The sequence below is a fragment of the Leptolyngbya cf. ectocarpi LEGE 11479 genome, assembly GCF_015207065.1.
GTDB lineage: Bacteria > Cyanobacteriota > Cyanobacteriia > Phormidesmidales > Phormidesmidaceae > Leptothoe > Leptothoe ectocarpi.
On sequence record NZ_JADEXP010000027.1, the window covers coordinates 1 to 18,990 of the forward strand.

Annotated in this window: 15 protein-coding genes and 1 tRNA gene; 8 read left to right on the plus strand and 8 right to left on the minus strand. The window is 47.8% G+C overall.

The genetic code is table 11. From position 1 onward, the window contains the following. The 4 genes from IQ260_RS05255 to IQ260_RS05270 all read right to left on the minus strand — a co-directional run. A partial coding sequence (locus IQ260_RS05255; protein ID WP_193991519.1) for a hypothetical protein occupies positions 1 to 1,496 on the minus strand: 1,496 nt, incomplete at its 3' end. Positions 1,497 to 1,636: 140 nt separating this feature from the next. After that, positions 1,637 to 5,161 (minus strand): WD40 domain-containing protein, encoded by a 3,525-nt coding sequence (locus tag IQ260_RS05260; RefSeq protein WP_193991521.1) that lies wholly within the window; start codon positions 5,159 to 5,161, stop codon positions 1,637 to 1,639. Positions 5,162 to 5,411: 250 nt separating this feature from the next. Beyond that, positions 5,412 to 5,657, minus strand: a complete 246-nt coding sequence (locus tag IQ260_RS05265) for a hypothetical protein (RefSeq protein WP_193991523.1) — start codon at positions 5,655 to 5,657, stop codon at positions 5,412 to 5,414. Positions 5,658 to 5,930: 273 nt separating this feature from the next. Beyond that, positions 5,931 to 6,004 (minus strand) — tRNA-Val (locus IQ260_RS05270). Positions 6,005 to 6,210: 206 nt separating this feature from the next. Here IQ260_RS05270 and IQ260_RS05275 point away from each other — a divergent pair. Together IQ260_RS05275 and IQ260_RS05280 are read left to right on the plus strand one after the other, a co-directional pair. Next, complete coding sequence (locus tag IQ260_RS05275; RefSeq protein ID WP_193991524.1) at positions 6,211 to 6,981, plus strand: DUF1350 family protein; 771 nt, start codon at positions 6,211 to 6,213, stop codon at positions 6,979 to 6,981. Between the two features lie 533 nt (positions 6,982 to 7,514). Continuing rightward, positions 7,515 to 8,906 carry a tetratricopeptide repeat protein gene (locus IQ260_RS05280; RefSeq protein ID WP_193991526.1) on the plus strand — a complete coding sequence of 464 codons (1,392 nt, stop codon included), beginning with the start codon at positions 7,515 to 7,517 and terminating at the stop codon, positions 8,904 to 8,906. 338 nt (positions 8,907 to 9,244) lie between these two features. On the opposite strand, the gene gloA2 is transcribed toward IQ260_RS05280, so the two are convergent. Together gloA2 and IQ260_RS05290 are read right to left on the minus strand one after the other, a co-directional pair. Beyond that, positions 9,245 to 9,628: an SMU1112c/YaeR family gloxylase I-like metalloprotein gene (gene gloA2 / locus IQ260_RS05285; protein ID WP_193991528.1), complete on the minus strand. Its 384-nt coding sequence runs from the start codon at positions 9,626 to 9,628 to the stop codon at positions 9,245 to 9,247. 166 nt (positions 9,629 to 9,794) lie between these two features. Next, entirely contained in the window at positions 9,795 to 10,955 is a 1,161-nt protein-coding gene (locus IQ260_RS05290; protein WP_193991530.1) for a metallophosphoesterase family protein, read from the minus strand. Between the two features lie 49 nt (positions 10,956 to 11,004). On the opposite strand from IQ260_RS05290, the gene trmB reads away from it, so the two are divergent. Beyond that, positions 11,005 to 11,802, plus strand: a complete 798-nt coding sequence (gene trmB / locus IQ260_RS05295) for a tRNA (guanosine(46)-N7)-methyltransferase TrmB (RefSeq protein WP_193991532.1) — start codon at positions 11,005 to 11,007, stop codon at positions 11,800 to 11,802. 833 nt (positions 11,803 to 12,635) lie between these two features. Here the strand turns inward: trmB and IQ260_RS05300 are convergent. Both IQ260_RS05300 and IQ260_RS05305 read right to left on the minus strand, forming a co-directional pair. Next, positions 12,636 to 13,214, minus strand: a complete 579-nt coding sequence (locus tag IQ260_RS05300) for a helix-turn-helix transcriptional regulator (RefSeq protein ID WP_193991534.1) — start codon at positions 13,212 to 13,214, stop codon at positions 12,636 to 12,638. Between the two features lie 261 nt (positions 13,215 to 13,475). Beyond that, entirely contained in the window at positions 13,476 to 13,913 is a 438-nt protein-coding gene (locus IQ260_RS05305) for a hypothetical protein (RefSeq protein ID WP_193991536.1), read from the minus strand. Positions 13,914 to 14,452: 539 nt separating this feature from the next. Here IQ260_RS05305 and IQ260_RS05310 point away from each other — a divergent pair. The 5 genes from IQ260_RS05310 (at position 14,453) to IQ260_RS05330 (ending at position 18,936) form a co-directional block, all read left to right on the plus strand. After that, positions 14,453 to 15,019 carry a hypothetical protein gene (locus IQ260_RS05310; protein WP_193991538.1) on the plus strand — a complete coding sequence of 189 codons (567 nt, stop codon included), beginning with the start codon at positions 14,453 to 14,455 and terminating at the stop codon, positions 15,017 to 15,019. A gap of 191 nt (positions 15,020 to 15,210) precedes the next feature. Continuing rightward, complete coding sequence (locus IQ260_RS05315; RefSeq protein WP_193991540.1) at positions 15,211 to 16,191, plus strand: hypothetical protein; 981 nt, start codon at positions 15,211 to 15,213, stop codon at positions 16,189 to 16,191. Between the two features lie 14 nt (positions 16,192 to 16,205). Beyond that, positions 16,206 to 17,171, plus strand: coding sequence for an SMI1/KNR4 family protein (locus IQ260_RS05320; RefSeq protein WP_193991542.1), 966 nt, complete (start codon positions 16,206 to 16,208; stop codon positions 17,169 to 17,171). 243 nt (positions 17,172 to 17,414) lie between these two features. Beyond that, the gene (locus tag IQ260_RS05325) at positions 17,415 to 18,053 is read left to right on the plus strand and encodes a helix-turn-helix transcriptional regulator (RefSeq protein ID WP_193991544.1); all 639 of its coding nucleotides are present in this window, start codon (positions 17,415 to 17,417) and stop codon (positions 18,051 to 18,053) included. 208 nt (positions 18,054 to 18,261) lie between these two features. Continuing rightward, positions 18,262 to 18,936, plus strand: coding sequence for a hypothetical protein (locus tag IQ260_RS05330; protein ID WP_193991546.1), 675 nt, complete (start codon positions 18,262 to 18,264; stop codon positions 18,934 to 18,936). The last annotated feature ends 54 nt before the right edge of the window (positions 18,937 to 18,990 follow it).

The following is an 18,990-nucleotide window of genomic DNA, read 5'->3' on the forward strand; positions in this document are numbered from 1 at the left end:
GCGTTACCTTGACCAAGAATTGCATCTACGATAATTCCATCTGTCCGAAGTGTATTTTTTGAGACATCTAAAATAATACCAGGCACTTCAATCTCAAATCCACTATCTCTATAGATACTCTTATCGCCCTTTTTTAGCCTCCAATAACTATACAGTGTTTGATTTGATTCATCTTTTATCTCTTTTTCCTCTACAAAAGATTGGAGCTCATCCTTATAGTTAACGATATAGCGTAGTTCATCTAAAATAGCGTTTTTGACTGTTTCTCTCTTGTCGCTGACAATAACATCACTTAGTAAGCCATCCATTTCCGAAACAGATAATTCTTGATAGTTTTCCGGATTGCCGTCAAGATCATATCCTAAACGGACATCTGTTAGGTGAAAAACTGTAATATATTCCTGATTCATCTGTCGGAAAACAAAGCTAAGGGTCCGGCTTACATTAACATTCTCAATTTCCCGAATAATTTCTGTCTCTTCACCAGTTTTAACATTTACTTCGTATGAGCTATTTACTTGAACATTTCGTTTGGAAGAAGCTTTTGCAGCATGCTTGGATACAGCATTGCTAACATTTTTTGAAAGCCGATCGCGAGAACTATTGCTAGATCCCTTGACGCCTGCAGAAACAGCTGCTTTTCCAAAGCCAAAATTCACTTCTGCGGAGGCTTTGACTTGATATCCGAAAGATTTTTTATAAGCGCTTTTGTTTGTTTGTTCGGCTTTGACAGAATCTTCAAAAGAGGTAGCACTTTCTTTATTAAAAGAGTCAAAGATACTTGAGGCAGTCTTAGAATCTTGCTCGCTTTTTTTATACGTCTGAACACTTATCTTTGTCTTCTCTCCAGGAAGCAATGAAAAAGTCTTGATAACTTCACCGGCCCCATAATTTCCGCGATATGAAGATAGGCGATACGTCTCTATAAGGATTAACTTAGGGTATTCACTCCTATTTACCGGATAGCTAGCAATTGTTTCCTGTCCTGCAAAGTTAGTGGTTGTTATGAGTCTTTCGCCATTTATTAGCGCTTGCGCTACATGACCTATTACTTTCTCATTTTGTTGTGTCTGTGATTGGGGTGTTTCTCCTAATTGTTCCGTTGTAAAAGGAGATATAACTTCGTCTACAGGAAGAGTTGCTTCCTCACTAATCGATGATATCTGCTCTATTCTAAGTGGTGATAGAAATCTTAGCTTTTCTTGCAGAAAGGTTTTGACTTCAGGGGATATTGCTATTTTCAAGTCAGGATCAATAGATTGACCCTTGGCAAATTCATAGATCTTTTTTTCCAATTCGACTACATCTGCATCAAGAAAACCATTAGGTAAAGTAGTACCCGGTTGTGAATTATTTGGCCTATCAAAATATTCAAAGGGGATATCTAGCTCTATATAATTTCTGCCACTATATGCTGTATTTTCGGGCACACTGTAGCTGAGAATTGGCGCTTTACCTGCTGGATCGAGCTGAATGATGGGTTCTTGATTTTCCACTATGACTACCTTATAGAAATATATTGCTGCACTGTGCAGAGATACTTATGATTGTGTATCTGTATAAATTCTAGAAAGCTTAGAGCAATTTATAGTCAGGAAAAAGTCCTTGACTTGAGCTACTAAAGGTCTGCAAAAAGTCAGATCTTCACTGCTCCCAGAATCTGCAATGTCTTCTTCTGGGAGTCTGCTAAACCAGTCGCCCCTTCGATATTCATCCCCTCATAGGGGCGCGGAGCCCGTAAAACCTTCAAACATTTTCCCGTAGCCACATCCCACATACGCACCGTCTCATCATGGCTCGCGCTGGCCACCATAGTGCCATCTGTACTAAACGCCACCGCAGATACCATATTTTCATGCCCCACCAGCGTCTTCAGACAGTCGAATGTAGCCGCATCCCACAGCTTAATTGTCTGATCGTGACTGCTGCTAACCAGGGTCTTACCATCGGGTGAAAACCGCACGGCACCAATAAACCCACCATGGCCCTGAATCACACGCGGCGGTGTATTCGCATCCATTGTCCACATCATTATCAATCCTTGGGAGCCACCCCCTACGAGATAGTTACCATCAGGACTAAACGCTAGATCGGGCATATAGTCTTGTGCGATCGCAATCGTCCTCAAACATTCCCCCGTACTGATATCCCACACCCGAATCGTTTTATCAATGCTGCTTGTCGCCAGCCACTGCCCATCTGGACTAAAATCAGCTCCAAACACCCAACTACTGTGACCCTGGAGCGTCAAAAGACAGTGCCCGGTTCGCCAATCCCATACCTTGACTGTCTGATCAAAACAGGTACTCGCAAGACGCTGTCCGTCACGACTCAAAACAACTTTCCAAACCTGTCCCTGGTGCCCTTCTAGAACACACATCTGTTGTCCCGTCTCTAGATTCCAGAGATAAATAATATTCCCTGCACCGCAGGCTAAAACCGGCTCCGTCGGATGATGGCACAGCGTATGCACATAGCTGTCATGCCCCGATAGTGATTGGATGCAGGTACTGCTCTCCACATCCCAAATCCTTACCATCTGGTCCTGGCCACCGCTGGCTAATGTATACCCTGTTGGAGAAAATGACACTGTCCAGTTTACCTGAGGATAGCCCCTGAACGTTTTCAGGCACTGCCCTGAGGTCATATCCCACAGCTTAACTGCCTGATTATCACAGGATGCCAATACAGACGACTGAGAATCTAAAGCCACATCCCAAACCCGTGCTGCAAACCCATGCAGTGTTCTAAGACATTGCCCTGAAGCCATATCCCAAATTCTCACTGTCTGGTCTTCACTGGCACTCACAATCTGCTGGTTGTCGCTAACTACAACTGACCAAATAGCGGCCTGATGACCTGTTAAAATTCTCAGGCAGTCTCCTGTTTCTAAATTCCAGAGTCTAATGGTTTTATCAATACTGGCACTGATCAGTGTTTGATTGTCCGGGGTAAAGGTTAGCGATCGCAACCCGCTTCCATGGCCCTCCAGGCGGCTCACACAGTCACTATGCTCTACATCCCAAAGATAAATAGAGTTAGCAACTGGGCTACCGCTCGCCAGCATTTTTTCATCTGCACTCAGCGCAATCGGGTCAATACCGGTCTCATGGGTTAATGTCTTCACACAGGTACTGGTTGCCCAATCCCAAACCTTGACCGTACTATCCTCACTACCACTCATCAGCTGTTGACCATCAGGGTGCCAAACAACCGTACTCACCCGTTTATTGTGGCCCATCAGCGTTGTTATCAACTGTCCTGTCGTGACATCCCAAATCTTGATCGTCTGATCCTCTGCACCGCTAGCTAACTGTCTACCCTTAGGGCTGAAGGCCACTGACCAAATCCAGCCAGTATGACCCTTTCGAGACAGAATTTCCTGACCGTTAGTGGCATTCCAAATATGGATCTCTCCATTGGTGTCGCCAGCTGCCAGTAGCTGCCCATCAGGACTAAACGCAACCGAAATCGCACTACCAAGAGATTCACTAAAAACAGATTTACTCAGGTCCGCATGGGCGAGATTCACACCCTGTAAATTTTTCCCAGACAGATAGGTTTGCCAAAGGGGCAAATGAGAAAAATCCTGCCCCTGCAAATCCACATCAAGCTGACATAGCAAGTTGAGCAAGTTACCACCTGCATACCCAACATTATCAGCTGTCTGATACTTAAACGACGTCAGCAATTGTTGTAGCTGTCTCTCAATCGGTTGAGCAGGGTGATGCGTGCTACATAATTTTTCTAACAGTGGTTGGGACAGCTGGCGTATCTGCGCCTCACGAATAAACTCCTTGGCATTCGCTTTAAGGAGTGCGTACTGACTAAACAGCTGACAATTCTGCTCAGCGATTTCTTGATAGAACTGCTCTACTAGCCGTTCTGTCATATATTCCATTACCACCGGTTGCTGAGTAATGCCAGCTCGACTGGTTTCTACCAGCGATCGCGCCTTTAATGACTCCACTGCCTCTAGCAATGCCCGATGGGATACCGCTGGCACGATATCTGCCCGCAGCTCTTTTAGTGTGGTCCATTCTCGATTAATCGCCAGCCAGCGCATCACCGTTTGTTCCATGGCCGACAGGCGATTAAATTGCTGGTCCAGCAGGTCCCACAGGTCTCCAAAGACTATGGTGCCGTACTCTAAAAAATCGGCTACCTCTCCAGCAAACACGGAGCGAATCGTCGCGGCTATAATTTTGAGCGCCAAAGGGTTACCGCTGTAGCGATTGATTAGCTGCTGGTGTTGTTTGTTACTGCCATGAATGCCTACAGTACTGAGAATTTCCTGGCTGGCAGTGGGGGTGAGTCCGGTAAGGCGGTGCGATCGCACCGCCCTTCCATCCATTTCCCGATAGGTCAACCCCATCGGCTTTTCCCGACTCGTAATCATCAAGCAGCTCTGGTGATCCGCATCTGCTATCCGTTCTAGCAGCAGATCATAGTCCTCATAACCCTGGCGATATTTTCCAGTGCGATCTCCCGTTTGCAAAATGGACTCAAAATTATCCAGCACCAGCAGACACCGTTTTTGACGCAAATAGTTCAATACCTGTTCGATTTGTTTGTCTGACGCATCTGATATCTGAGTATCCTGCTGCTCTGAAAAAAAAAGAATCAGTTCTGGCAACACCGCCGACAGTGGCGGAGCCTGCCGTAGTGTGCGCCATGCCACATAGTCAAACTGTGACTGCACCTGTCTAGCCACCTTGACAGCAAGCGCCGTTTTTCCAACACCGCCAATCCCCAGAATGCTTACCAGGCGGCAACTATCCTCTACCAACCAGGTGGCCAGTTTAGACTGCTCTTGCGCACGTCCATAAAATTTCTCTATATCTACGGATTCTCCCCAATTTTGCCTGGGGTCCGCCACCGTTGTTACAAATGTTTGATTTGTTACTGCCTGATGGGAGAGATTACATAATATGTTGCGGACATTACTCTTTGAGACCTTTTTTCCAAAAACCTTGGAGAGTAAGCGCCATAGCTGAGCACCAGCATCTTTAACATATCCATGCTCATAGCCAAGAGTTGTGGCAATTGTTACGTAGGAGTGTCCGTCCCATACTTTACGAAAGATATCTATTTGAGTTTTGCTTAAGTATTCTGTATCTAATCTGCGTTCGAGTAGAGCTAATGCTTCGTCAACGGTCATTGCACAGCGTTCAGTCAGAATAAGGACTTATATCAAATTCTGCACCCTGTTTTGTTTATACTACGAATTCTCTAGTAGCACGGCTTGTAACAACGAATTGTTTTGATATTTGTTAAAGGATGAGTCGGCAGCTAGAGTGCAAATATCTGCAAAATCTAGCTGCTACTTTAAAGGGCTGGACTGAAAGAAAAGCACTCACCGTCAAAGCCTATAGGACCACGAACCACAGACTTATCAGTTTGCGGTCTTCCTAATCAACCCTGACCCGTTTGGTTAGAATTGCCATTACCTCATTGGATCGACCGGTGGCCAAAGGACGGCTCCAATCATTGGGCTCTGCATAGTTGAGCTTAAACAATAAGGCGATGGTGTTTTGCACCGATGTCAGGCTACCTAACAACAGCACCCGCACATCCTCATACTCATGCTCTGGCAACGACCCACCGGCAGGCGGATCTGTAGGCGCACCTGCGCCCTGGTTAGTATTAACAAACATGGACTCTGATCTCCGATAAACAATGGGAAGGAAACCAGAGACCACAAAATAGCCACCCCGTGCATAGGTGCAATCCGGGGTGGCATCAGGTACATTAAACCTGCGCTCCCAGGCTGCAGTGACAGCTTGAGGGTGTATGTCATCGGTTAGGTGTGCCAGCACCTGCCGATGGCGCTAAATTATGGACTCTGTAGTAAAGGCTGTGAACAGCCTAAAGCTAAGATTAGCCATAACTCTTGACTGAGTCAAGGGGGAATTACTAATAATTGGAAATGGACGTACGCCGACTCGAACGGCGGACCTCATCGATGTCAACGATGCGCTCTAACCAACTGAGCTATACGTCCTTAGTGGGCTTTAAGCCTAACATGACTACGAAATCTAGAGCAACGGATTTTAGAAAAATTCCCGAAAGTACGGGCACTTCCTTGTGGATGCCCAAAGAGTAACAGCGATGATGTCCCTGATGATGCCTAAACAAGGGCCGAAGACCGAATAACGCCGTCAGCTAAATTCATCTAGGATAAATCAGGATGTAGAGGATAGCTGGTGTATGGAGTGGCGAGAGGTGGCGGGCAATTGGCTGTTGATACCGCCAAACCCGGTGGGGATTATTCATTTTTTGGGGGGGGCTTTTGTGGCGGCGGCCCCTAGTGTTACCTATGGTTGGCTGCTGGAGAGCTTCTATGGTCATGGCTATGCCATTGTGGCAACGCCGTTTATTAATACGTTTGACCATGGCGCGATCGCAACCGAAGTCCTCACCACCTTTGACCAGGCGATGATCTATCTGCGGCGTCAGGTGATTGGCGACCGCTATCTGCCGATCTATGGCATTGGCCACAGCATGGGGTGCAAAGTGCATCTGCTGATTGCCAGCCTTTATAAGGTGGACCGAGCTGGTAATGTTTTTATCTCTTTTAATAACTATCCCGCCCGCAGATCAATTCCGCTGCTGGAACAGTTTGTCCAGTTTGCGCCCGATTTCGCCCCAAATTTTGACATTGAGTTTACGCCTAGCCCCAGTCAGACCCTGAACCTGGTTCGCGATCGCTACACCGTGGGGCGCAACCTGCTGATTAAATTCCGCAAAGATACCATCGACCAAACCTACGACCTCAGCGATGTCCTCTATCAGCGGTTCCCCCGGATGACGGCTATTCAAATTCTCAAGGGCACCCACACTACACCCATCGCGCAGGATGTGCGATGGCAGTCGGGTACGTCCTTTACTCCTTTTGACGCCATCGGTCAGTTTGTCAAACAGGAGTTTTATCGCGACTTAGGTCAACTCAAAGAAACGGTTTTGCAGTGGTTAGGATAGTTAGTGCCGTTGTCTCTCAATAGTACGATTGAGGTAACCTCTACCCTAACCTCACCGTAACCCAGCCCATACCTGAATCATCGCTGTGAACAACAACCCCTTTCGGGGGGTGTGGGGGAGTCTAGGCCCCCACTCTAGGAGGGTTTCAGGGAGGAAAGCCCTGAGCAACCCTTCTCGCTATTTGTCAACATTCTTAAGTGGCTTTGAGTTATTGGCTAAGAGGCAAAACCGGCTGCGTGGGGTCCCCCCGAGTTCCCCACACCCCCATGGCTAGGGCGTTCCGCCGCCCTAGAACCCACGGAAAAATATGAGCCATATCCCCAAGGGCGTATTTGGGTGGTCGGTAAGGTGGTTTAGAATTTTGCGCGCTGCGACAAAATTCTAAAAGGAGCAGTGTTCTGCCTCCCTTGTAAAAAAATAGTCATCACTAGCCCACATAACCTACCGCTCAAAAATTCGGCCTATTCCATGGCGACGTCTCCCAGCATTTGCTGCTAGGGTGTATAAATTCTTGCTGTATTTAGCTCTGTACTATGCTGATCCGCTTGCTAACTGTCGGGACTGCTACGCTGCTACTCACCTTTCCAAGCCAGCCGGTCTCGGCTAACCCAGCGAGTGTGATCGCCCAGACTGAAGATGCAGGAGCTGCAGACCTTCTCGAAACTCAGGACGAAGCGGATAGCGCTGATGATGCCGCTGCTGAGGAGCCGCTGGATGCGGTGGATCAGATTATTCTCAACGGTCTCAGTCAGTATGAAAACCGTAACTTAGCCGAGGCTAAAACCACCCTAGAGCAGGCGCTTGAAGCCGCTCGCGCCAATGAAAACCAGGCTCAGGAGTCGTTTGCACTCACACTGCTGGGGCTGATCACGGTCAATCAAGGGGACTATGGGACGGCCTCTGACTATGCTCAGAAAGCGCTCCAGGCGTTGGAAGATGTGGAAGATCCGCAGTCTACGGTGATCGCGCTGAATGTTCTAGCGCTTTCTACCCAGGCCCAGGGTAATTTACCTGACGCGATTAACTATGGTCAGCAAGCCCTCAAGCTGGCTCAAGAAGTTGAATTTAATGCGGGTGGCTTAAACTCCCTCAGTATTCTGGCCACCAGCTATCGCACGGTGGGGCAATATTCCCTAGCGTTGGAGGCGGCTCAGCTGGCGATTCCCCTGGCACAGTCGGAGCGCAATGGTCAGGCGCTGCTGAGTGCCCTGAATGTGGCAAGTTCTTCGCTGCTGGCCTTAGAACAAAATGAAACCGCGCTGACAGCTGCGCAAGATGCTGTGGCCGTGGCCACAGAGTTGGACAATCAGCCGAGTCGGGCGCTGGCGCTGAGTAATTTGGGTGTAGCCCAGTATCGTCTGGGAAATTTGGACGAGGCGATTGAGACCCAAACTGAGGTGCTGGAACTGGCTCAGACGGTGGGACCACTGGATGTACAGTTTACGGCGCTCTATGTGTTGGCCCTGGCCCACTACGACCAGGGGGATGTGGATACGGCGGTTGAGTTTTATCAGCAGCATCTGGCCCTAAGCCGCGAGTCTAATGCGGTCGGGGCGGAGCTGCAGGCGCTACTGGGTCTAAGCTCGGCTTATTTGGATGATGGTCAGTACGAGAATGCGATCGCAGCGTTTGATGACCTCCTGGCCCTATCTACAGAGCGCAATCAGCCCGTCTTTCAAAGCCTGAGCCTGTCTGGGTTAGGCTTTGCCAATGTGCAGTTACAAGACTATCCCACCGCCCAGGGGCATCTTGAGCAGGCCCTGGTGATTGCCAAAGATTTGGGCGATCGCGATGCTGAATATGGTCTGCTGAGTTTGTTAGCCGAAGTGCATCAAGCTCAAAATAATACCGAGCAGGCCCAAGACTATGCCGCCCAAGCCGCCGCTTTGCAACCGGCTGAGGCAGAAACAGCCCCCGAAGAATAATCGCCAGCGTCGCTTTCAATCCAGTAGCTAGGCCCATGGAAATGTAACCGTCTTGCAAACAACGGTGGCTGAGCGAAATCGAAGCCAACAGCGGAGGGGCGATGAAGATTATCTTCATCGCCCCTCCGCCATAATGAAAGCCCTAGCCTGTAAGCGGCTCTGCCTAGAATAGTGCCAAGCCCTTAGTGGGCAAGCGGTTTAGAAATAGAGTGTTTTCTTATATGTCCTAACTCTACTCCAGCACTAGGCTACCCACCGTGCGTGAAATCACATATCTTTAAGTCCCAGGTCACACTGCTGGCGTAAACCCCAGTTAAATTACTGAAATTCTTGCTTCTTCACAGCTCATAAAGCTCCAACGGCAAGCCATCCGGATCTTGAAAAAACGTAAATCGCTTCCCTGTTAGCTCGTCTAACCGCACAGGTTCAACTGGGATATGGTGCTTTTGCAGATGTTCGATACAGGGCTCTAGCGCTTCGACCGCTAACGCCAAATGCCGTAAACCGCAGGCTTCTGGTCGAGTCGGTCGGGGTGGCGGTGTTGGAAAGGAAAATAGCTCAATTTGAGCCTCACCCAGCTGCAAATCGAGCTTATAAGACTCTCGCTGCTCACGCCAGGTTTCACAGATGATATGGGCACCGAGAAGATTGACATAAAAGTGTTTTGATCGTTCGTAGTCCGAGCAAATGATGGCGATGTGGTGAATCGCTTTAATATTCATCGATAGCTCTCAAGATATTTTTTGGACATTGCTGAGAAATGGGTATGACACCTCATGACATTCACAGGCCTCCCTTGCTAATCTTAAAGAAGGCTTATGAAATGCTTGGTGCATTTATCAAAAAACTAACTTGGCAAATTACCCCGGCTCACATGTGGCCGGGGTTTCACTTCTCGACGTTACTGTAAGAGGATGTGTTGCCTAAGCTGTTCAAGTTGGATGTTTGCAACCACAGCGTGGCATCGTTATCGATGGGGTGGGGCTGACCATCGGCGGTCGTAGCGCTAAATGTCCGCAGGTAGCGCTGTACCTGGGTGGGCAGCTCAGGAAAATCAAACAGGGCATCACCATCAGCAATACCGGCCCAAAAATCCTGTAGAACAGGGGCGTACTGTTCAGCTTCGGTGGACGATAGCTGCAGCGGCTGACCCATGAGCAGCTTGACCATAAATGGTAAGGAACGGTCTGCCATCCACTGTCGGGAGGTGGCTTGCAGCGTAGGCCAGTCGGGGACGGCTTTGATGCGGCGAGAGGTAATGTCTAAGCGATGGCCGCTATCGGCGGTCGTCAGCTCACAGATACGATAAGGGTGGGGATAGCTGACTAGGGACCCAGTGGTCACTTCATAGAGCTGGTGGGCCTGGGCCACATCCTGAATGTGCAAATGCCCCGTAAACATAATGGGCATCTGGGCTGCCTGCAACCGCTGGGTGAGGTCAGAGGCGTTTTTGACCATATAGCGCTGTCCCATAGCACTGCGGGACTGATGCGGCAAATGCTCCAGAGCATGGTGGTGGAGCATGACTAATGTGAGTTGATCGGTGGGCTGGGCCAGCTGCTCGTCTAGCCAAGCCAGCTGTTCTGGATCTAGCCAACCGGTGTAAAAGGGCTCTCCGTCAGGGTCAAAGCCGTTGGAGTTCAGGCCAATCAGATGCAGACCGTCCAGGATTTGATGGTGGTAGTAGGGACGGCTGGGCTCACTGTAGCCAAAGGCCTGGTATAGGTGGGTAAATTCGTCCAGGGAGACGGTGCGATCGCATCCCCCGTATCGCACCACATCATGATTCCCCGGCACTACATACACCGGAAACGGCAGCTGTTCAAGGCGACGGACTAACCATTCATGGTTCTCGCGCTCCCCATGCTGCACTAGGTCCCCCGGCAGCAGCAAAAAATCAATGTCCACCTGTTCTAGATGGTCCAAAATCTGCTCAAATGCTAGAATACTCACTTCGACTAAATGAAACCGATGGGGCGAATCCCACACGGTATGGGGCAGAGCGATGTGAAGATCGCTAACCACCGCAAAACGAGCCAAACGCGCCATAGGGGTTGATAAGGTAAATTAGCCTAGTCCATCATCGCCTTTTTTGACCATGTCCCGTGTGCGCCAGCACGTTAACCCGCTCAATAACCGTTACAGTACCCCCGTAACGCCGCCCCGCTGGGCTGACGTCTATGCCAATCCCCAGCAGCCGTTACACATTGATATTGGCAGTGCCAAGGGCTATTTCATTAGTGATATGGCCCAGCTTTGTCCAGACTGGAACTTTCTAGGCCTGGAAATTCGAGAGCCATTAGTGGAGCAGTGTCTGAGGGAGTGCGATCGCAATGGATTACGCAATCTGCACGCCCTATTTTGTAACGCCAACAATTCCCTGCGTCCCCTTTTAGCCAGCCTGCCCCAACCGCCCCAGCGGGTGAGCATTCAGTTTCCCGACCCCTGGTTCAAAAAACGACACCAAAAGCGTCGGGTGGTACAACCTCAGCTAGTCTCAGACCTGGCAGAGTTTATGCCAGAGGGAGCCTGGGTGTGGCTGCAGTCCGATGTAGAACTTGTCGCTGAGGACATGGTCAACGCCTTTGCCGACAATCCTCAGTTTCAGCGTGAGCTATCCGACCCGGTACCGCCCAGCACCAGCGGCCCATGGCTTACGGACAATCCTTTGCCCGCCATGACCGATCGCGAGCGGGTCACCCTGGACCAGGGCAAACCCGTATACCGAGCCCTATTTATTAAGGCGGCGGCACTTCCATCGCCATCGCCATCCCCTATTCCGAGAAGGTCACGTTGTACCGATGGCGGCCTTCTTGGTCAAACGAACCAATCCACATCTCATAGGTACCCTTTGAAAAGGAATCCTGAATCTGAGCATCGCGGCTACGACGGCTAGCATTGTCGTTACAGCGTACAGTACCGCTGTTCGGGCCTTGTATCAGCAGCGTTGTGTCCGCCCCACCGCTGTTAACCGCAATCGTTAGCTGAGCAAAATCCTGCTCTAGGGTAAAGGTATAGTCTGGGTCGCGATCGGCATAGCCCAAACAAAACTCGCCATTACTATCACGGCTGGCAATGTTGGCGAGGCCATAGGAGCCGACGGTTTCACCGCTGACCTGAGTTGATGTAAATCCGGTAGCCAGGGTCATATCACTAGCGGCTTGTGCAGCGGCGGCCATTGCTAGGGGCAAAGCGATACCGGTTAATTTGAAAACTGTTGATTTAAACATGGTCACACCTAAAGGATCACACACACGAGAGACGCCAAAGCATAGGCCTCATGTCACCAATATCCTGATGCACTCAGAGAGCTATGCACCCTATTAACTTAGGGCTATCGCATAGTTCTACAGTATCTACCTTTCTGGGGCTGGACATAGCAAAGATGACGCTTTTTAACACTGGTACAAATACACAAACATCAGGATAAAAAAACAAAAGTTTATGGAAAAAATTGATCCTGACTCGCTGCTTTATACCTAAGGCCAGAGGACTGAATAAAATCCATATTCCTCAATAGTCACTCACACGCTGTAACATCTCACTGTTGAGGAGATTTCTGGAGAGATTATTTGCAGAGCAAGCTTGCGTGATTCGATCTCAAGCTGAAGCAGTTGGTAAAAGAACATATGGCGTTGCTGATCCCCGGGATGATTTCATCTGAAGAGTGCTGATAAATTGCATCATTACCAGATCGGTCCATCCCCTAAATCAGCAACGGCGAACATATCACTGGGACTGTTGCTTAGCCCAGATATTTTTCATATGCTTTTTAACCGTATTCGCAGTAATATCTAACTCCGCTGCAATTTCTTTATAGGCGTAACCAACTTTGTACAATAGCCATACATCCGTCTCGCGGCAGGTCAAGTTATAGCGAGTGGCTTCCTCTAGAGCAATATCCTGTCGTTGTTGGTCGGCATCTTTAAGCATCAACAGCAAACACTTTGAATTTGCTGCCTTCACATGGGCCCAACGGGCCTGGATTTCAAAGCTTACTGATTGATCGGTCAAAATTTTGGTTTCTATCAGCCAGTCCTGTTTGGGAAATAAATGGCGAATTTCTTGAAGCGACTTAAAAATATAATTTATTTCTTCTGGAAGTACATTACTTTGGGAAAATGCCTGATCCATTTTTCGCAGAATTCTGCGCGCATGTTGATTCGCGTAGACCAAATGATCAATATCACGCAATATCAAAATTCCCTGGATTGAGTTTTCTAGAATACTCCAAAGAAAATCAGGGTCATTGCGGCTTTTTAGAGAACTCTCTGGAAGAATAGTCTTCCGATTGGCAAAGTCTTCCATGACAGGTATAAAAATATTTTACAGGGATATTGAATTAGCTGAAGCACAATTAAATTCGCTACCGATAAAAAGATATTATTTAGATGCACCGTGGCATGGCTAAAGCACAATAAGCTGCGTGATGCTTAGCCCTAATTTATTTATTCAACTTGCCAATCCTTTAATCTGGAAGCCTTGATTTTAAATGTTAACTAAGTTTACTTGGATAATGGCTAGATGTTCATGACTTACGGATACTGTGCAGCTAAGCTGTGGGCCGGTCTAACCTGAATGGATTTGTACTACAAAATCTTCTAAAACACCGCATAGCAAAGCAGGCTGCTCCAGGGCACCGATGCGAACCAGGGCACCGATGCGATAAACAGCCGCTGCAGTAAGTCCGGTTTTAGAAGGGGCATCTAAATGCAGGGCCGCTGTATAACTCATAGAGTCAATCACTGTTTCTAGGGTGGCCACCCCCAGATCTAGGGTGGACCCCGCTTGCAAGGGCCTGGCGTAAAAGTCCACTTGAATGATGGGGGTTAGGGCCAGCAATGCGATCGCATTATTACCCTGAAACCCCAATGACACTTGCACTGAAAAAGGATCGTCATGACGCAAAATCGTATCCGTGCTTGGCTGCTCCGAGCAGGCTGTAACAATGGTTAAATCATAGATTTGGCAATGAATCGGGATACTGTGAACGCTAACACTACTCATAGACCTCAGGGAGCAAACAATATAGTTTCAAGTAAACACAGGAATACAGGGAATCGGCGTTGATTTAAGGACATCGTTAGAGAAACTCAATCGCTGGGCGTCATCCTAAATTTTAAAAAATGTTAACCGTATCTTTACTGATCCACCCCAATTTTTACTCAAAAAGTACCCTGGCTGGGTACCTAATTCTCCCCAATAATTGTCTATTAAGATGTTATTTCACTTAATAAAACATCTTAATAGAATACCTGGCTGCGATCAGGCTGGCCAGTGAATCAGCACAGGTAGCGCTTTTAAAGGGGAAATATCAGGCAAGACTCTATATTTAGCGTCATCATTTATGCAATCAATCTACCTGATCAGGGTATCCCCTCGGGAGAATTTTCAAACTCAGATGAATTCGGCATCATAGCGTCAGATAGCAAGCAAGAGAATCCAAGCTCAATAAACAACACCTGTGAACAACTTCACATTGTTGAATTCTCATGGCCTCTGCTATCCCAAAGCGTAACTACTCTGTATTCAAGAGGAAACAACCTATGACTATCACCATCCCTAAGGGCGCTCCCTTTGGCCAGTCTCCTAATGCTCCTAGACCAAAACGTGAACAACCTGGCACTGAGTACGGAGCTTCTGAAACATACTCCAGAAATATTCTAGGCCCGGTCGAATTTGAAATGTGCGAGCTGCATGTTGTTGCATCAGTTGCTGATCCGGCTCTGCCTGAGCAGGTGGCACCGGCCAACAAGGCTCAAATTGTTGAAAAGGACGAGTACTTTAAACTAAGAGTCAAGGTTGTCTTCAACCATACCCCCCTAACCAAACTTCTTCTATGTTTGGGCATTGATGTCAAAATCAACTTCTGCATCGAAGGCTGTGGTGGAAAAGCAACTGAGGTCGATGTCTCCACCAAGATCAAAACTGAGAAAGATAAGTATCAGTATGATATTGAATGGGCAGGTACCCCTAACGGTGCTGGCATGACTCCTGGCTTCTACGTTGTAGCCGCTGTCGCCAATATCGAAATGTCCGAGCACCCCTGTGCACCATGCCTCTTAGGGGCAGGCTATGTTGCCGGTGTCTTGATGCAAGTCTACGACGCCTAAGCAGAGTCAAAGCTGGCAGCCTCACTAATTATTATAAACGTGGAGAGAGTTTTTTCTGGGGCTATAGAGTTAGTCGAGGCTGTCCAGCCAGTACAAACGGCATAGACAGTGACAGAGCATCATTATTAGGCTTAATGTACCATGATGAAACATGCTGGTGCATTGACCTGAGCAGTAGCGAGGAAACACCAATGGCGGATTCAGCCACTCATAAAAGCAACGGCTCCGACCATCGTTCGGGACAAGAATCTTTAACCCAGATTGAGGGCATTGGCAAAGTCAAAAAACAATGGCTTGAATCTATTGGCATCACAACTCTAAAAGAGCTGGCCAGGGCAGTAGCTGTCGAGATTGAGGAGCAGCTCAGTATGGCAGGGCATACGGTCCACCTCAGCGAAATTGAGAAATGGATGACTCAGGCGCAATTATTAGTGGCGGAGACGGCCCCTCCAGCGACTCACGATCTGGCCGCAGCGGCCGAGGATACTACAGCTATCTCCGCTGACACTAGTATGGCTGAACCTACTGCTCAGATAATAGAAAACTGGCAAACATTTGCAGCTTTTACGGTTGAGTTTCAGGCTAACCAGGATACAGACCCTGTTCATTACCGAACTCTAGTCCGCCACTTGGCAACAGATCAAGAAGAAACCTGGTCGGGAATTGAGGAAGAGCATTTACAGTCATGGTTGCGATCGCAAGTCGCTGAAGTACTTCCATCTGAACCTGCAGCCCTATCGGAACCTCCTATAAATATCAGCACACGACTAACCGCTCACATCGAAAATTTATTTATTCTGCAACCACCTTCTACAGCCACAGCTATGGGCCTATATAAGCCCAACATGATGTTCCCAAGCCCGATAAAAGCTAACTTTCCATTTTCGTTGGTCGTCCAATTTAGTATCCTAGAGCAAGAGATTTTGGCAAAAATGCAGCAAGCTCCATCCTGTCGATTGGAGAGCTATGTGCGCAACTTAAAGCAAGGAGAAAGCCTCTCCCTAGGCAAACTAAAATCCATCAACCTACCCCCTCAACAAAATTCTCATACGGCTTATCTACCAACCACCAGTTTGCAAAAGGGGATTTACCGTCTGCAAGTTTTATTAATCCTTGACAGTGCCCAGGCATTACCGACTTTGATCGAAGTTCCTGTATTACAAGTCACCTAAATTACCTTTAAAAAATGACTACCTTTAATTGGTCAGAGTTCCTAACACAGTGGAGCCAGGACATACTAGAGAGTACTCAAGATAAGTCTCCAGGAGAACAAGAGCCGCAGCAGGCACCCTGGTTAGGTTACGCTGGTGCAACCGAAGAACAGATTTCGGCAGCTGAAGCGCGTCTAGGCATGACTCTGCCCCCCTCCTATCGAGCATTTCTCAAAACCAGTAACGGTTGGCAAGAAACCACTCCGTTTATTAAGCATCTCTGGTCCGTCGATAAAATCACCCGGTTTGCTGCCAATCATCCAGCCTGGCTCCGTCAATGGATTAAACGCTATTACGACAACTCATCGTCAGATACCAACGGCGCATCCAGTCCATCCACCCTATCCGATGAAGACTATTTCGTTTACGGAGATGACCAAGATTGTCGCCACATTAGGATGAACTATCTGGAAACAGCCCTAGAAATCAGCGAAGTGAACGACAACGCTATATATCTGCTGAACCCTGATGTGACCACAGAAGACGGTGAATGGGAAGCATGGTTCTTAGCAGATTGGTTACCTGGAGCCGATCGATATCCTTCATTCCGCGAACTGATGCAAGCAGAGTACCTGAACTCTCAAGAGATGCGCACGTCGCTCCCCGAGATAGAACCCAATAGTCCTAACGCGAGTAATGCTATCAACACTCGTACTCCTGGCAGCACAGCTTCCAACCCAAACTCAAAGACCACAGACTGGTCAGGATTAGCCATTGATAATGTGGCGCAGTGGCTGATCCAAACAACATTCCCCGTGGCCAGCAACCATAGTGATAGCGTATCTCCACAGCCCCAGAGCAACCAAATTACGGAAAATGTGGCATCAAGGCCGATCTCAGGAGTTCCAGCCATAAGCCACAGTCAGCAATGGTCAGGCATCGAAGTCAATAAAGTGTGTCATTGGATGATTGAACAGGTCGCTCAGACGGCCTTTTTTTAGAAAAAATTGTTGCTTTTATGCTTTATTTTATCCATTATCCATCCAGCAGTTTTCAAGATAAATTACTCTTCTCTAGTCTGCGAAACCAAAATAAGGGATTTGCAGCTAAATAATGTACCCGATCAATCCGGTTTCGACTTCGCTCAACCTGCTAGCTTCGAGAGTTGAGCGGAGTCGAAACTCGATCTACGGGTATTTCATTTTCGAGTCAGTCCCTAAACGTCCCTAAAAACAGCAGATATTATGGCAGTATCCCCTATCAGCACCAGTCTTCGGGTGGTAAGCAGCCAGGCCTCCAAGCAGGGTACTCTACAAAAATCAGTAACACAATTTGCTGTGGACCTGATCCAGGAATTTATTAATGGCATCCTAGTCTTTACGGATCAGCAACAGTTGATTTACGTCAGTGACAGTGCCCATAAAGTTTTAAATCGGCTGCAGCCCGATAGCCCTTCCAGAAATCAGATTCCAGAAGAGATTTTGCATATTTGTCAATCTGTCATTCAAAGTCGACATCGTTTTCCCAGACAAAGCTGGTTGACTGAATTTGATATCTTGACCCAGGATGCCACTATTCTACGTATTCATTCTCAATGGCTCAAACTGGAACAACTGGACAATCCATGTCTTGTGCTCATGATTGAAGATCGTCAGCAAGCCATTAAAAATATTCTGCTTGAAGAAGCTAACCAGTATGACCTTACACCTCGGGAAAAAGAGGTGTGGCTATTACATCGCAATGACTTGACCTATAAGCAAATTGCTGTGGAGTTAGGAATTACTCCAAATACGGTCAAAAAACATATGAAAAGCATCCATGCAAAACAAAAGCAATCAACGTATTTTTGTGATCCAGAGGATTCAATTACTCAGCTTAACTAGCAGTGGCATAGATTGGGCGACGACAGCACTCAGTTGAATTGGCAGAAAAGTGCAATGGGGCTGTCAGGAATTAGCGTTAAGCTTGGGCACAACCTGAAAACCATAGGCCTGTGTGTACATCACTATGTATATGTGGGTCTAGACGGTGAGCTGTCATCGCTAACGTACGGACCCGTTTGCTGTGAATACTGTATTAATCGAGGTAGCTGTGATAACGACGCTTGCGGGTACAACCGCGCTATATTCTGCTGTGCGACGGCGGCGACGACGGGCTTGGCAATGGTGGCATCAACGACAAACAGCTCAACTGCATAAACAAGCTGAATCGATCCGGGATGATTTGCTCCAGCAAACATTTGCCTTTCGCCGTTATTTAGAAAGTACTCTGGCGACTCATGCCGATACGGACCAGGCTGAGCAATGGTTAGAACGCTTTCAGTCGTTTTATCAATCGTTAGAACAGCTGAGCGATCGGCTATCGCCTCCATTTATCGATGATAGTCTCCCCCTGGCCCTACAGTTTATGGTGCAAACTTGGCAGCATTCCCATCCTGGTCTGACCGTCAAGCTAGATGTTCCGTCAGACTGGCCCGGACAGTCTGTTAATAACAATCCTATTATTCTTTCGGTGATTACAGGCGTCATTGAATTACTGACTCCTGTAGATGACTATCAATTACAAATAATCCTAGAACGTCAAGATAATCTGTGTACGCTTACGTTTAAGCAGGAAAATTACCAGGCTACGGGTCAAAAAATATGTGCGAGTACACCTGAGATAACGCACTTGAAAGAAATCTTTTGTGGTTTAACGGCGGGTCGATTAGACATTGTTACTACTGAAACTGGGCTGAGCGGCCAACTATGCTGGCAAGATTCTTAAAGACTGCCTTGGAACTGACTCAATTTGGTTCAAACTATTGATAGCCCTAAGGAG

Excerpts from the sequence above, each read along its gene's own strand:
- IQ260_RS05305 (WP_193991536.1), bottom strand. The coding sequence starts at position 13,913 with ATGAGTAGTGTTAGCGTTCACAGTATCCCGATTCATTGCCAAATCTAT.
- IQ260_RS05310 (WP_193991538.1), top strand. The coding sequence starts at position 14,453 with ATGACTATCACCATCCCTAAGGGCGCTCCCTTTGGCCAGTCTCCTAAT.
- IQ260_RS05265 (WP_193991523.1), bottom strand. The coding sequence starts at position 5,657 with ATGTTTGTTAATACTAACCAGGGCGCAGGTGCGCCTACAGATCCGCCT.
- IQ260_RS05260 (WP_193991521.1), bottom strand. The coding sequence starts at position 5,161 with ATGACCGTTGACGAAGCATTAGCTCTACTCGAACGCAGATTAGATACA.
- IQ260_RS05275 (WP_193991524.1), top strand. The coding sequence starts at position 6,211 with ATGGAGTGGCGAGAGGTGGCGGGCAATTGGCTGTTGATACCGCCAAAC.
- gloA2 (WP_193991528.1), bottom strand. The coding sequence starts at position 9,628 with ATGAATATTAAAGCGATTCACCACATCGCCATCATTTGCTCGGACTAC.
- IQ260_RS05280 (WP_193991526.1), top strand. The coding sequence starts at position 7,515 with ATGCTGATCCGCTTGCTAACTGTCGGGACTGCTACGCTGCTACTCACC.
- trmB (WP_193991532.1), top strand. The coding sequence starts at position 11,005 with ATGTCCCGTGTGCGCCAGCACGTTAACCCGCTCAATAACCGTTACAGT.
- IQ260_RS05300 (WP_193991534.1), bottom strand. The coding sequence starts at position 13,214 with ATGGAAGACTTTGCCAATCGGAAGACTATTCTTCCAGAGAGTTCTCTA.
- IQ260_RS05325 (WP_193991544.1), top strand. The coding sequence starts at position 17,415 with ATGGCAGTATCCCCTATCAGCACCAGTCTTCGGGTGGTAAGCAGCCAG.
- IQ260_RS05315 (WP_193991540.1), top strand. The coding sequence starts at position 15,211 with ATGGCGGATTCAGCCACTCATAAAAGCAACGGCTCCGACCATCGTTCG.
- IQ260_RS05320 (WP_193991542.1), top strand. The coding sequence starts at position 16,206 with ATGACTACCTTTAATTGGTCAGAGTTCCTAACACAGTGGAGCCAGGAC.
- IQ260_RS05290 (WP_193991530.1), bottom strand. The coding sequence starts at position 10,955 with ATGGCGCGTTTGGCTCGTTTTGCGGTGGTTAGCGATCTTCACATCGCT.